Annotated in this window: 12 protein-coding genes; 8 read left to right on the top strand and 4 right to left on the bottom strand. The window is 69.4% G+C overall.

Going from position 1 to position 14160, the window contains the following annotated elements; genetic code table 11:
* Window positions 1-306: 306 nt before the first annotated feature.
* From ED92_RS13595 to mptB, 5 genes are all read left to right on the top strand, one after another.
* On the top strand, window positions 307-2091 hold the full coding sequence (locus ED92_RS13595) for an ABC transporter substrate-binding protein (protein WP_037337645.1): 1785 nt from the start codon (window positions 307-309) through the stop codon (window positions 2089-2091).
* Window positions 2092-2277: 186 nt separating this feature from the next.
* Window positions 2278-3309, top strand: coding sequence for an ABC transporter permease (locus tag ED92_RS13600; protein ID WP_037337648.1), 1032 nt, complete (start codon window positions 2278-2280; stop codon window positions 3307-3309).
* Complete coding sequence (locus ED92_RS13605; protein ID WP_037337650.1) at window positions 3306-4211, top strand: ABC transporter permease; 906 nt, start codon at window positions 3306-3308, stop codon at window positions 4209-4211. The genes ED92_RS13600 and ED92_RS13605 overlap by 4 nt, the downstream gene beginning before the upstream one ends.
* Window positions 4208-5878 (top strand): ABC transporter ATP-binding protein, encoded by a 1671-nt coding sequence (gene nikE, locus ED92_RS13610; protein WP_037337653.1) that lies wholly within the window; start codon window positions 4208-4210, stop codon window positions 5876-5878. The genes ED92_RS13605 and nikE overlap by 4 nt, the downstream gene beginning before the upstream one ends.
* Window positions 5879-5892: 14 nt before the next feature.
* Window positions 5893-7452: a polyprenol phosphomannose-dependent alpha 1,6 mannosyltransferase MptB gene (gene mptB / locus ED92_RS13615; protein ID WP_037337656.1), complete on the top strand. Its 1560-nt coding sequence runs from the start codon at window positions 5893-5895 to the stop codon at window positions 7450-7452.
* A 387-nt stretch (window positions 7453-7839) separates the two neighbouring features.
* Here mptB and ED92_RS13620 read toward each other — a convergent pair whose 3' ends face one another.
* Genes ED92_RS13620 through ED92_RS13635 form a run of 4 tightly spaced genes read right to left on the bottom strand, consistent with a single transcriptional unit; the run spans window position 7840 to window position 11769 of the window.
* Window positions 7840-8256 (bottom strand): TIGR03668 family PPOX class F420-dependent oxidoreductase, encoded by a 417-nt coding sequence (locus ED92_RS13620; protein ID WP_037337659.1) that lies wholly within the window; start codon window positions 8254-8256, stop codon window positions 7840-7842.
* Between the two features lie 13 nt (window positions 8257-8269).
* Entirely contained in the window at window positions 8270-8896 is a 627-nt protein-coding gene (locus ED92_RS13625; protein WP_037337662.1) for a bifunctional 2-polyprenyl-6-hydroxyphenol methylase/3-demethylubiquinol 3-O-methyltransferase UbiG, read from the bottom strand.
* 48 nt (window positions 8897-8944) lie between these two features.
* A complete protein-coding gene (locus ED92_RS13630) occupies window positions 8945-9832 on the bottom strand; it encodes an LD-carboxypeptidase (protein WP_037337665.1) in 888 nt (295 codons plus the stop codon).
* Window positions 9829-11769, bottom strand: coding sequence for a prolyl oligopeptidase family serine peptidase (locus ED92_RS13635; protein WP_037337668.1), 1941 nt, complete (start codon window positions 11767-11769; stop codon window positions 9829-9831). The genes ED92_RS13630 and ED92_RS13635 overlap by 4 nt, the downstream gene beginning before the upstream one ends.
* Window positions 11770-11890: 121 nt before the next feature.
* Between ED92_RS13635 and ED92_RS13640 the strand changes: the two genes are divergently transcribed.
* The 3 genes from ED92_RS13640 to ED92_RS13650 are packed head-to-tail and all read left to right on the top strand — an operon-like array spanning window position 11891 to window position 14131.
* Window positions 11891-12466, top strand: a complete 576-nt coding sequence (locus ED92_RS13640) for a DUF3090 domain-containing protein (protein WP_037312366.1) — start codon at window positions 11891-11893, stop codon at window positions 12464-12466.
* A 4-nt stretch (window positions 12467-12470) separates the two neighbouring features.
* A complete protein-coding gene (locus ED92_RS13645) occupies window positions 12471-13253 on the top strand; it encodes an SCO1664 family protein (RefSeq protein ID WP_037337671.1) in 783 nt (260 codons plus the stop codon).
* The gene (locus ED92_RS13650) at window positions 13238-14131 is read left to right on the top strand and encodes an aminoglycoside phosphotransferase family protein (protein WP_037337674.1); all 894 of its coding nucleotides are present in this window, start codon (window positions 13238-13240) and stop codon (window positions 14129-14131) included. The genes ED92_RS13645 and ED92_RS13650 overlap by 16 nt, the downstream gene beginning before the upstream one ends.
* Window positions 14132-14160 lie beyond the last annotated feature (29 nt).

Genomic DNA, 14160 nt, shown 5'->3' on the forward strand with positions numbered 1-14160 from the left:
CACGTATCGATTGGGCATCATCGCGCGCAAGACTTTTGCAAGCCCGCTTCCCTTGAATACCCAGGACACCGCACGTGTCGCCGGTTCGCGCGCCGAAACGGTGACGCACTGCAACGTCGGCGAGACGTAAAGTAGCTGTCGACCACGCGACGACATTCGCCGTGCACGATCGGTATTGGCGAGTCATTGCGCGGTTACCGCGACATGTGGTTACTTTTCCGCCTCGGGGGTTGGGTTACAGCGAGTTTCGATGGGGTGGTCTTCGTGCGCACAGAGCGTTTTCCGAGGCGACGGCGCGGTCTTCGCGTGGTCGCCGTCCTCGCCGCTTCGGCGGTCGCGACGGTGCCTTTCGTGCCCGCCGCGGCGGCACAGCAGCAGGGCAAGGTCCTCCGGGTGGCGCTCACGACCGGCATCGACCACCTGAACCCCTTCACCGCCCAGCTGGCGGCGTCGACCCAGGTCGGCCGGTTCAACTACGAGTTCCTGACCCTGCCTTCGGCCGAGGACACCCAGCCCACGGGCGGGATCGCGGAGTCGTGGAAGACGTCGGACGACAAGCTCACCTGGACCTTCACCATCCGTCAGGGGATGAAGTGGTCCGACGGCAAGCCGATCACCGCGCAGGACCCCGCGTACACCTTCCAGCGGATGCTCGACGACGAGAACGCCCGCACCGCGAACGGCAGCTACGTCACCAACTTCGCCTCGGTGTCGGCGCCGGACGACAAGACGCTCGTCATCAAGACCAAGGCCCCGCAGTCGAGTATGACCTCGCTCGACGTCCCGATCGTGCCCAAGCACATCTGGGAGCCGATCAAGGACCTCAACGCGCCTTCGACCGACGACATGGCCGTGGTCGGCGTCGGCAGCGGGCCGTACCTGCTGACCGAGTACAAGAAGAACGAGTTCGTGAAGTTCAAGGCGAACAAGGACTACTGGCGCGGCGCGCCCAAGGTCGACGAACTGCAGCTGCTGCAGTTCAAGGACGCCGAGGCCGCGGTCAACGCGCTGAAGCAGGGCGAGGTCGACGTCATCAACCGCCTCACGCCGACGCAGTTCGACGCGCTCAAGGGCGAGAAGAACATCACCACGAACAAGGCGCCGGGCCGCCGGTACAACGAGCTCATCATCAACTTCGGCGTCAAGAACGTGCTCGACAAGCCGATCGGTGACGGGAACCCGATCCTCAAGGATCTCCGCGTCCGCAAGGCGATCGCGCAGGCGATCGACACCAACACCATCGTCGAAAAGGTGATGAACGGCTACGGCCAGGCCGGGACCGGTGTCGTGCCGGCGATCTACAAGGCCTACACCTGGACCCCGTCCGACGCCGAGAAGACCAAGTTCGACATCGCGGCCGCGAACGCCACGCTGGACCAGGCCGGCTACGCCAAGGGAGCGGACGGCATCCGCGTCGCCCCCGGCGGCGCGAAGCTGGAGTTCCGCCTCGCCGGGCACGCGAACCGGCCGTTCGACCAGCGTGTCGCGCAGTTCGTCACCGGCTGGCTCAAGGACGCCGGCATCGGCGTCAAGCAGGAACTCGTCTCCGACGACGAACTGGACGACCGCACCACCGCGGGCAACTACGACCTCGCGATCTCCGGCTACGGCACCTCGCCCGACCCGGATTACGCGCTGAGCCTGAACACCTGCGCCGGCCGCCCGAACGCGGAGGGCAACGGCGGCAGCTCTGCGACGTTCTTCTGCGACCCGCGCTACGAAGACCTGTACAAGAAGCAGCTGACCGAGTTCGACCCGGCCAAGCGCGCCGAGCTCGTCAAGCAGGCGCAGGCCGTGCTGGCGGGCGAGTACGTCGACGTCGTCCTGGACTACGACAACGTGCTCGAGGCATATCGCTCGGACAAGTTCTCCTCGTTCACCAAGCAGCCGCAGCCCGACGGCGCGATCCTCGAGCAGTCCGGCTACTGGGGCGTCTACGGCGCCACCCCGGCCGACGCGGCGGCGGCCGGCGCTGAGGAGAGCAGCAACACCGGATTGTGGATCGGCATCGGCGCGGTCGTGCTCGTGGTGCTCGTCGGCGGCGGTGTGCTGCTCGGGCGGCGCGGCAAGTCGGCTGACGACCGGGAGTGAGCGCCGTGTTGGCGGAGCTGCGATGTACTCCGAGAAAGGGACAGAACGCGTGAACCCGCCCGGCCGAAGGCCCCGCTATTGCGGTGGCAGGGCGCCCTTCCTGCTCACCGTGACAGGGATGACCAGGTCGCGCTCTGCCGACGCGATCGCGGACGCGGGTTCACCAACAGAATCTGAAGGACCGCGTTGACCGAAGCACTCAGTTCCCTCGACCAGTCCTCGGCGCTCGTCGATCCCGACGAGCGCCGGGGCGGGACCGGCACCGCCCGGTTCGTGCTCTCCAAGATCGGCGGCGCGCTGGCGAGTCTCGCGCTCGTCGTCGTGCTGGGGTTCTTCCTGTTCCGGACGCTGCCCGGCGATCCCGTGCGGTTCATGGTCCGCGACCGGCCGACCGATCCGAAGATGATGGCGGAGCTGCGCGCCCAGATGGGCGTGGACAAACCCCTGCTGCAACAGTTCTGGGATTACGTCGTCGGCCTGCTCCAGGGCGACATGGGCGTCTCGTACCTGCAGCGGCGCCCCGTCTTCGACATGATCGGCGAGCGGTTGTGGCCGACGATCCTGCTCGTCGGCAGCGCGACGGTGCTCGCGGTCGCGCTCGGCCTGTGGCTCGGCATCCGCGCGGGCTGGCGCCGGGGGAGCGGGTTCGACAAGGCGCAGACCGGGATCGCGCTGACCTTGTGGTCGGTCCCGCAGTTCTGGCTCGGGCTCATGCTGCTCGTGGCGACCGACGGGCTCTTTCCGAGCCGGGGCATGCATTCCCCGGACGTCGCGCCCGGCTTCTTCAGCGAGGGGCTCGACGTCCTCCACCATCTGGTGCTGCCGTGCGTGACCCTGCTGGTGGTGTTCTACGCGCAGTACATGCTGGTCATGCGGTCGTCGCTGATCGGCGAGATGAACTCGGACTACCTCACCACCGCGCGGGCCAAGGGCCTGCGCGACGACCTGGTGCGCAAACGGCACGCCGTGCCCAACGCCCTGCTGCCGACGGTGACGCTGGTCTTCATGCAGTTCGGCATGGTGGTCTCGGGCGCGGTCTCGGTCGAGGCCGTGTTCAGCTGGCCGGGGCTCGGGCAATTGCTCTACGAAGCGCTCCGCGGACCTGATCTGCCTGTCCTGCAAGGAGTCTTCGTCACCCTCGCCGGTGCGGTGGTGCTGATGAACCTGCTCGCGGAGTTGCTCTACCGCGTGCTCGACCCCAGGGTGCGGACGGCATGACCACAGCGGAAAAACCCGGTTCGATCGTCTGGCGCCGCCGCCGCGAGGCCGTGGCCAAGCGCTGGCACGAGTTCACGACGAACAAGGCCGGTGTCTTCGGGCTCGCCTTCCTCGGCATCCTCACCGTGCTGGCCATCCTCGCGCCGGTGATCTCGGACGAGTCCGGCCTCGACGTCACCAAGGCCCACGGCGGTTCGCTGAACCCGCCCAGCGGGGAATTCTGGCTCGGCACCGACATCGACGGCCGTTCGGTGCTGCTGATGACGTTCTGGGGCGCGCGGATCTCGCTGCTCGTCGGGTTCTCGGCGGCCTTCCTCTCGGTCCTGATCGGCACGATCATCGGGATCGCCGCCGCGCATTTCGGTGGCTGGCTGTCCGGGCTGCTGCTGCGGTTCACGGACTTCTTCCTGGTACTGCCGTCGCTCGTCCTCGCCGTGGCGCTGGCGTCGGTGCTGGAGCAGGGCGCGATGACGGTGATCGTCGCCATCGGTGTCACCGCCTGGCCGAGCACCGCCCGGCTGGTCCGCGCGCAGACGCTGACGATCGAAGGCCGTCCGTACATCGAGCGCGCGAAGGCGCTCGGCGGCGGTCACCTGCACATCGTCGGCAAGCACGTGCTGCCCGGCGTCATGCCGCTCGTGCTGGCCAACACCACGCTGGTCGTGGGCAACGCGGTCATCGCGGACGCGACGCTGGCGTTCCTCGGTGTCGGCAATCCGAACACCGTCTCGTGGGGAGCCATGCTGCAGACCGCGCTGAACAACGGCGCGATCAGCAAGGGCGCCTGGTGGAACCTGCTGCCGCCGGGTCTCGCGATCGTCGTGGTCGTCCTCGCTTTCACCCTCGTCGGACGCGCGCTGGAGACCGTGCTGAACCCGCGCCTGAAGGGACAGCACTCATGAGCCCCTTGCTGGAACTGAAGAACCTCGGCGTCACATACGCCACCGGAAGCGGCGAGGTCGCCGCCGTCCGCGGCGTCGACCTCGTGCTCGAACCCGGCGACACCCTCGGCGTCGCGGGGGAGTCGGGGTCGGGGAAGTCGACGGTCGCGATGAGCGTGCTGCGGCTGCTCCCGCGTTCGGCGAAGGTCAGCGGGGAGATCCTGCTGGACGGCGAAGACGTCACGGCCATGAAGTGGGGCAGGCTGCGCGCGGTGCGCTGGGCCGAGGCCTCGGTCGTGTTCCAGGGCGCGATGCACGCGCTCAACCCGGTGCGGAAGATCGGTGAGCAGATCGCGGAGCCGATCCGGCTGCACCCGCCCGGCGGCAAGGCGCTGTCGGACGGTGAGATCCAGGCCAAGGTCAAGGAACTGCTCGAGCAGGTCGACCTGCCGCCGGGCCGGGCCGGGGCGTACCCGCACGAACTGTCGGGTGGCCAGAAGCAGCGCGTCATGATCGCGATGGCGCTGGCCTGCTCGCCGCGGCTGATCATCGCGGACGAGCCGACGACCGCGCTCGACGTCGTCGTCCAGGCCCAGGTGCTCGACCTGCTGGGCAGGCTCGTCGCCGAACAGGGGATCGGGCTGATCATGATCAGTCACGACCTGTCGGTGCTCGCCGCGACCTGCCGCCGGATCGCGGTGATGTACGACGGCGAGATCGTCGAGGAGCGGCCGAGCGCCGAGTTGATGAGCGCGCCGCACCACGAGCACAGCAAGGCGCTGGCGGCAGCGTTCCCGACCGTCGGCGACCCGGTGTCCCGGTTCGCGCCCGCGACCAGCACGCCACTGCCGCCCGAACCGGAACGCAGCGCCGACCAGCCCGCCTTGCTGGAAGCCGAAGACCTGCGCGTCAGCTTCCGCGATCGCAGCGGCAAGCGGATCGACGCCGTCGCAGGGGTGAGCCTGCAGGTGCGGAAGGACGAGATCGTCGCGCTCGTCGGCCAGTCCGGCTCCGGCAAGACGACGCTGGCCCGGACGCTGCTCGGGCTGCAGAAACCCGATTCCGGAACGGTGCGTTACGACGGCAAGCCGGTCCCGCTCGGTGGCGCCGGGCTCAAGGCGTACCGGCGGCAGGTCCAGCTCGTGTTGCAGGACCCGACGAGCGCGTTGAACCCGAACCACACGGTGTACGAGGCCGTCGCGGAAGGCCCGCGCATCCACGGAATGGGCGCGAACGAGCACGAGATCGTCGTCAAGGCGTTGGAAGCGGCCGAACTGCGGCCCGCGGAGAAGTTCCTCGACCGGCTTCCGCACGAGCTGTCCGGCGGGCAGCGGCAGCGAGTCGTCATCGCGGGCGCGCTCGCGCTGGACCCCGGCGTGATCGTGGCTGACGAGCCGGTGGCGTCGCTCGACGCGTCGGTGCGAGGGGAGATCCTCGCGCTGTTGCTGCGCCTGCGGCGTGAACTCGGCCTCGCCGGGCTCGTGATCACCCACGACCTCGGGCTGGCCTGGAACATCGCCGACCGGGCCGCCGTGATGTACCGAGGGGAGCTGGTGGAAGTCGGCACGGTGGAGGAGGTTCTGCTGGATCCGAAGCACGACTACACGAAGTCGCTGCTCGCCGCGTTGCCCGGTGGAACCGCGCGGGAAACCCCCATTGCCGCGCACTCGCACAGGCGCGGTGTGTAACCTCCAATCTCGAAATGGCGACCACGACAGACCCCCAGCAGACGCCCTCGGCCGGTTCCCTCGGCGAGCGGCTACGGGTGCCTTCCCGGTTCCCGTACCGCACCATCGCGATGGGAACCATCGGCAGCACGCTGCTGATGCTGGCGGCGCTCGGCGCCGGTGGCATCCTCATCCGTGACCCGATCCTGGGGCACGGGCCACTGTCGTGGATCCGCTACGGCCACGGCCGCATCCTCGCCAACGCGATGCTGTACACGGGTTTCGCGCTGATCATCTGGGCGTGGGTCCGGCTTGGCCGCTACGCGCTCGCCGGCCGGATCGGCAGCCGTCCGATCGTCATCGCCGCCGCCTGCTGGATGGCGCCGCTGCTGGTGTCGCCGCCGCTGTTCACCCGCGACGTCTTTTCGTACCTCGCGCAGGGCGCGCAGTTGCTCAACGGCCTCGACCCGTACGCCAACGGCCCGGCCGAGCTGGTCGTGCTGCCGGACGTCGTCCAGAACGTCCACCCGCTGTGGCAGACCACCCCCGCGCCGTACGGCCCGCTGTTCCTGCTGGTCGCCAAGGGGATCGTCTCGGTCACCGGCAACGACATGATCGCCGGTGTCATCGCGACCCGGCTGGTGCTGATGATCGGCCTGGTCGGGATGCTGTGGTCGCTGCCGCGGCTGGTCAAGCACCTCGGCGGCAAGCTGCCGATCACCTTGTGGCTCGCCATCGCCAGCCCGATGACGGTGATCCACCTCGTCGGCGGCCCGCACAACGACCTGCTGATGCTCGGCTTCCTCACCGTGGGCGTGCTGGCCGCGCTGGAGCGCAAGCACGTCGTCGCGATCGTCCTGGTCACCATCGGCATGCTGATCAAGCCGACCGCGGCGTGGGCGCTGCCGTTCCTGGTCTGGGTGTGGGCGAACCACCTGCCCGGCGACCGGAAGGTGGTCAACTTCTTCCGCGCGGGCGCCGCGTCGGTCGGGATCTTCCTGCCGGTGTTCGTCGCGGGCACCTGGCTCTCGCTCGGGTCGGTCAACCTGGGCTGGCTGACCGGCCTCAAGGCGCCGACGCTGATCGCGAACTGGATGAACTTCCCGACCGGGATCGGCGAGATCTTCTACTCGCTGGTGAACCTGGTGATCGACGTCGAGGTCTCGCCGTTCGTCACGGTGTTCCGGGCGATCGCGATGGTCGGCCTGTTCGTCTTCGCCGGCTGGCAGTGGTGGCTGGCGCGCGACGGCGGTTACCCGGCGATCCACCGGATGGCGATCGTCCTGCTGGCCGGCGCGATCGTCCCGCCGCCCTCGCTGCCGTGGTACCTGACCTGGGGCTTCGTGGTCCTGTCGGCCTTCGAATGGCGTCGCCGGAACCTCGCAGTCGTCGTCGCGGTGTCGGTGTTCGTGACGCTGGTCTACTACCCGACGGGGGAGCAGGCGCTGTACGACTGGTGGTTCATGGCCGGTGTCGTCGCGGCGAGCGTGTACGCGGCCGCTTCGCTGCTTCGGCCGGATCCGCTGGGGATCATCGCTGCTTGGCGGGGGAAGCCGGTGGAGCAGTTCCTGCCGGCTGAGGCTCCTCGGTCGTGACTTTCAGGTACCGGGGTTTGGCGCGAGCCTTCCGGTTCGTTCGGTGTCCCCAATGTGGCATTGGAGACGCTGGGTGTCCCCAATGCCACATTGGTGACACCGCCGGGGGAGGGCTGCGCGGTCGCGAAGGGCGAGTTTCCCCGGCTGAGCCGCGTGAAGGGCCCCTTCCCTCGGCTCAGCCGAGGGAAGGGGCCCTTCACGCGCAGCCGCTGTTACTGCTGTTGCACGTGGGACGCACGTGGCGATCACCAAGTCTGTGAAGGCCTCCTTGAGGGACCCAGAGTCCCTCAAGGAGGCCTTCACGGACTTTGCCTTCCAAAGTGTATAACGACCTATACGCCGTGGCGAAGGTCGTGTTGCCGTAAAACGGCAACACGACCAAAAAGCTCAGGAAGAGCGCCATCCCGTCCAGGAGTGGACGAGCGTGGTGACCACGGCGTGCGGAGGAGGCTGCGCTTCGTACTGCGGGTACTTCTCGCGCAGCAGCCTCACCGGCAGGGCCTGCTCGTCGGGATCCGTCAGAACCCGGGCGACGCCGTCCGCCCGGGCCCACCACAGCCCGGCCCAGTCCTCGTCGTAGCGGTCGGTCAAAAAACTGACCACCGGGTTCTCCGCGATGTTCTTCAGTCGCCGCAACGCCGTCGTGCTCTTCGGCTTGTGATCGATCGCGAAGGCGACAGAGTCGCCTTCGACGACGAACGTCACCGGCACGAGATGGGGGACGCCGTCCGCGCCGGCCGTCGCGAGCCGCGCGATCCGCTCGCCTTCGAACCGTGACCGGGCTTCGGCAGGCGACATCCGCATGCCATGACGGTACCTAGCCCGAGCGGCGCACGCGGAGCACGTTGTCCGACCGCGTTCCGTGCTGCCCCTCCGGACCGGGGAAGTCGTGCGTGATCACTTCCTGCCGCTCCACGGTCCATTCGCCGTCGGCCAACGCCAGCGCTTCGAGGACCTCGTCGGTCGTCGGGAAGCGGACGTCCTTGTGCGGCGGCTCGTCCATCCAGGTCGGCCAGCCCGCGTGACCGGCGACCACCAGGGTGCCGCCAGGTGCGACCGCCTCGGTGGCGCGGCGAAGCGCCTTGTCCCGCTCGCCGTCGACCGCGACAGGGGAGTGGAAGAACTGGGCTGAGACGAGGTCGAAACGGCCTTCCGGGAACGATTTCGCCAGGTCGTGGCGCTCCCAGGTGATGCCCTCGGCGCCGGCCTCGGCCGCGTGGGCGGCGGCGCGCTGGAGCGCGACGTCCGAGATGTCGACGGCGGTGACGCGCCAGCCCTGCTGGGTGAGCCAGATGGCGTCACCGCCCTCGCCGCAGCCGAGGTCGAGCGCGGTGCCCGGCGTGAGGGCGGCGACCTCGTTCACCAGGATCGGGTTCGCCTTCCCGCTCCAGACCTGGTCCTTGTCCCGGTAGAAGTCTTCCCAGAACTGCTGTGTCGAATCCATGACCGCAAGATGCCCTCGGTCCCGCCGTCTCCGCAAGTTCCGTTGCCGTTATGGCAAAAGTTGGAGCGTTCCCGCGTCGGCGTCGAGGGTGGCCCGTGCTCCGAGGGGGATGGTCGGCGAGGCCGGGACGTGTCCGACGCCGAAGTCCCACGCGATGGGCACGCCGAGCGGTCCGAGCCGGTCGAGCATCAGGGCGCGGATCTCCTCGGGGTCACCGCAGGACTTCCACGAACCGAGCACGAAGCCACGGACACCGTCGAGCCAGCCGGAACGCAGCAGCTGGGTGAGCATCCGGTCGATCCGGTAGAGGCTCTCGGTGACGTCCTCCAGCAGCACGATCGACTCGCGCGCCGAGCCCTGTTCCGGCGCGCCGAGACCGGCCGTCAGCAGGGCGAGGTTGCCGCCGATGAGCGTCCCGGTCGCGGTGCCCGGCACCAGCGGCGACGACGTCGGCGAGGTGATCAGCCGGACGCCTTCCGGTTCGAACAGCGAAAGCCGCAGGTGTTCGGCGGCCACCGCGTCGAACAGGGTGGTCGCGGGCATCGGGGAGAACAGCGTCTCCAGTCCCAAGTGGACGTTGACCGCCCGGTGCAGCGCGGTGACGTCGCTCGACCCGGCGAACATCTTGGGCCCGGCCGCCTTCAGCGCCGCCCAGTCGATCAGGTCGAGCATGCGCTGCGAGCCGTAGCCGCCGCGGGCGGCGAGGACGCAGGTCACTCCCGGGTCCAGCCAGGCCCGGGTGAACTCGGCGGCCCGGTCCTCGTCGGAAGCCGACAGGTAACCGGCGGAGGTCGCACGGACGCATTCGCCGACGTGGACCTCGACGCCCCAGCCGCGGAGCACCGGCAGCGCCTTCTCGACGAGGTCCGGCGGGACCGGGCCCGCCGGGGCGATCAAGGCGATCGTGTCGCCCGGTCGCGTGTTCGGTGGCCTCACCGGCTCAGCCGGAGCTTCGGCACGCCGGGTGTCTCGAAGCCGAAGACCTGACCGTAGAACGACAACTCCGCTTCGAGCGCGGCCACGATCGTCTCCGCCTTCCGGAACCCGTGCTGTTCGCCCTCGAACCGCAGGTACGCGTGCTCGATGCCGCGCCCGGCCAGTCCGGCGACGAAGCGGTCCGCCTGCTCGGGTGGGCAGATCTCGTCCTCCAGCCCCTGCAGGAACAGCAGGGGACCGGCGAGAGTGCCCGCGTTGTTGATCGGTGACCGGTCGCGGTAGCGCTGCTCGGTCTCCGGCAGCGGTCCGATCAACCCGTCGAGGTAGCGGGACTCGAAGTCGTGTGTTTCGCCGCCGTCACCGGTCCACTGGGTGAGGTCGAGGATCGGATACATGACGGTGCCCGCGCGATAGGTCGTCGTCGTGGTCAGGGACGCGGCGGAGGTGTAGCCGCCCGCGCTGCCGCCGCGGATCGCGAGCCTGTCACCGTCGACGGTGCCTTCGGCGGCAAGGGCTTCGGCGACGGTGACGCAGTCGGCGACGTCGACGACGCCCCACTGCTCGCGCAGCCGTTCGCGGTAGGCGCGGCCGTAGCCGGTCGAGCCGCCGTAGTTCACCGTGACGACGGCGATCCCGCGGCTGGTGAAGTAGGCGATCTCGTGATCGAGCACCGCGCTGTCGCGGCCGGTGGGCCCGCCGTGCGGGTACACGAACAGCGGTGGCAGTTCTCCGTCCGGCGCGGCGAAGTCGGGGTTCGCGGGGAGGTAGAGGAAGGCCGGGATCCGGTCGCCGTCGTCGGTCTTGAAGATCCGCTCGACGGGCGTCGACAGGTAGGCGGGCGAAGGCGGTTCGGGTGCCGAAGCCAGTTCGGTCACCGTCCCACCGGCGAGATCGACCTTGACGACGGCGGCTTCGCGTTTCGGGCCCGCTGCGACGCCGACGACGCAGCCTTCGTGGACGGCCAGCCCGTTGGTGGACCACGCGGTCAGGTCGGCGGCGGCCGCCACCGGGGTCAGTTCCCGCGTCGCCTCGTCGAGGACGGCGAGCTTGCCCGAGGCGATGACGGCGAAGCGGCCGCCTCCGAGTGGCGTGAACCAGCGGGCGCCGAGTTTCCACTGCGCACCGCCGATCTCCTGTTCGGCCGGGGCCAGGTTGGTGATGCCGCCGTCGAGCCCGACCCGGTGCAGGTTCCACCAGCCGTGCGGGTCGAGCAGGGCCAGCAGGCTGTCCGCCGACTCCCAGTCGACCTGGCAGACGGAGACGTCGGCCGCGCCGGCGAGTACGCGGTGCGGCCCGAAGGTCCCGTCTTCGCGGAGTTCGGCGACGCACAGTTCGGTGCCGTCCCAAGGCATCGCGGGGTGGTTCCAGCCGAGCCACGCCGCACGTTTCCCGCCGGGCGAGAGCTGCGGTGCGGTGAGGAAGTGATGGCTGGCGGTCAGCACGCGTTCCGGACCGCCGTCGAGGGGGACCGCGATGAGGTCGCGGGCGATGTCGACGCGGCGAGGGCCGGTGCTGCGCTCGCGGACCATCCACACTTCGCCGGGCAGGCCGGGCCGGAGGTCGCTGTAGCGGATCTGGTGCCGCGTCGCCGGTTCCGGGGTCAACGGCGTCGTCTCGCCGGTGGTGAGGTCGCGACGGTAGACGCGCTGATCCGTCCAGTGGGTGAAGACCAGGACGTCGTCGAGGACGAGCCAGGGACGGCCGCCGTACTCGTGGACCCGGTTCCGGACGTTCCAGGGAGCGGGAAGGATGTCTTCGACCGTGCCGTCGGCGCGGGACCGCACGAGGGTGACGCGGCCGCCTTCACCTGTTCTCGCTTCGGCCCACCAGACCTCGTTTCCCGCCGTTCCGAGCCATTGCGCGCTGACTCCCGAGGCCGCGACGTCGGCGGCCGACAGGGGAGACGTCCAGGTGCCGTAAGGGGCGATCTCAACCACAGGGGAAGCCTAGGTTCGGCTCTTTGCCTATGACGGCTCGGGGCGCAGCGGTTTCGCCCTGGGCTGAACCGTGGGGCGGCGGATGCCGATCATGGGGCCGTGGCCTAGGGTCAAAGGTGCCATGTCTCGCGTAATCCACGTCTTCCGCCAGCCCGACCGGTTCGTCGCAGGAACCGTCGGTGAGCCCGGCGACCGCACGTTCTACCTCCAGGCGTCCGAGGACGTCCGCACGATCAGTGTGACGATCGAAAAACAGCAGGTCGTGGTCTTGGCCGAGAGGCTCAGCTCGCTGCTGGAAGAGGTCGCCAGCCGGTTCGGCGCGGACGTTCCGGACGACGCGCCCGACGAGCTCCTCGACGTCGACCCCCTGACCGTCCCGGTCGAGGAGGAGTTCCGCGTCGGCACGATGGGGCTCGGCTGGGACGCCGACAGCAGCGCCGTCGTCATCGAATTGCTCGCCATGACGGAAGGCGAGGTGGACGAAACGGTCGTTCTGGACGACACCGAAGAGGGGCCGGACGCCGTCCGCGTCTTCCTGAGCCCCGGTGCGGCGCGCGCCTTCGCGGAACGGGCGGACCGGGTGGTCAACGCCGGCCGCAAACCGTGCCCGCTGTGCGCGGAACCGCTCGACCCGGCGGGCCACATCTGCCCGCGCCAGAACGGGTACCGGCGCGACGTCGACGTCCTCGAGGACTGACGAGGTGACGGAGACTTCGCGGGACCTGGTGACGCGCGGCAAGATCGACGTCGAAGGCAGGCTCGTCGACGCCTCCAACGTCACGTTGTTCTGCACGATCGAGCTCGACGGCGTCACCGGCAACGTCGTGTACAAGCCGGTTTCCGGTGAGCGGCCGCTGTGGGACTTCCCGGACGGGACGCTCGCCGGCCGTGAGGTCGCGACGGCGATGATCGCCGATGCCTCCGGGCTCGGCGCGATCCCGCCCACGGTGCTGCGCGACGGTCCGTTCGGGCCCGGCATGGTGCAGCTGTGGATCGAGACCACCGACGAGGAACTGGTCGACGTCCGGTCCCCGGACAGCGTGCCGGACGATTGGCGCGTCGTGCTGCACGCGCACGATCGTGACGGCGAACCTGCGGTGCTCGCGCACGCGAACCGGCAGGGAATGCGGGAACTGGCCGTACTCGACATCGTGGTGAACAACACCGACCGCAAGGGCGGGCACGTGCTCGCCGGCGCCGACGGCCGCGTCTACGGCGTGGACCACGGGATCTGCCTGCACACCGACCCGAAGCTGCGGACGGTGCTCTGGGGCTGGATCGGCGAGCGGCTGACCGACGACGAGATCGGCAAGCTGCGTGGCCTGCGTGAGAAGCTGGACGGCGAACTCGGTGACGCGCTCGGCGAGCATCTCACCGGGTTCGAGATCCGCGCGCTGGCCGAGCGCACCGAACTGCTGCTGGCCGAGGCTGTCTTCCCGGAGCCGGGCGATGACTGGCGTGCCATCCCGTGGCCGTTGTTCTGATCGACGACGAGGCGCGTGCGCGTCTGGTCACGCGGTTCGGGGCGGAGGTCGCGGCGTGGTGCGACGAAGTGCCCGCTCTCGTGGCGCGGCTGGCGGCACGGTGGGGGCTCACCGTCGTCGACGCGAAACCGGGTAACACCGGGCGGACCCTGATCTGTGCCGGGGACGACGGAGTGAAGAAGGTCCTCAAGCTGACGCCGGATCACGCGATCTCCGCGTCGGAGGCCGCCGCGCTGCGGGCGTGGGACGGCTGCTCGCGCGTCGTGCAGGTGCTGGACACCGCACTCGCCGACGGGGCGATCCTGCTGGAAGGCATCGACCCGGGCACGCAGCTGCTGGAGGCTGGGGCGAACGTCCCGTGGGCCGATGTCGGCGACCTGCTGGTCCAGATCCACGCGGTGACCCCGCCGCCGGAGTTCTCGACGCTGGAAGACCGTGTCGTCTTCATGTACGACCTGGCCGAGCGTGGGCTGCGCGGTTCGGTGGCCGAAGCCACGCTTTCGCTGAAGACCCTCGATCGGGCGAGGCGGCGGGCGCTCGCGCTGGCGACCGGCGGGGGAGGGCACGCGATCGTGCACGGCGATCTGCATCCGGGCAACGTCCTCGACGGCGGGCCTGGGAGGGGAGCGGTCGCGATCGATCCGCGGCCGAGCGTCGGTGATCCGTGGTTCGATCTGGCCGACTGGGTCACGTTGCCGATGCGCGACGGCGGAACGCTCGAAGACGGTTTCGACGCGATCGCGCCGTATCTGCCGGGTTTCGACGCCGAACGGGTACACGCGTGGTGCGTCGCGCTCGCGCCGCTGTTCGTGATGCGCCCGCTGGAGCGGGGCGAGCGGACCCCGTTCGTCGAAACGATGCTGCGGATGGCCGACTGACCGGCGTGGCGGGGAGACGCCGCCTCCGG

It is taken from the genome of Amycolatopsis sp. MJM2582 (assembly GCF_000754115.1).
GTDB classification, from domain to species: Bacteria; Actinomycetota; Actinomycetes; order Mycobacteriales; family Pseudonocardiaceae; genus Amycolatopsis; species Amycolatopsis japonica.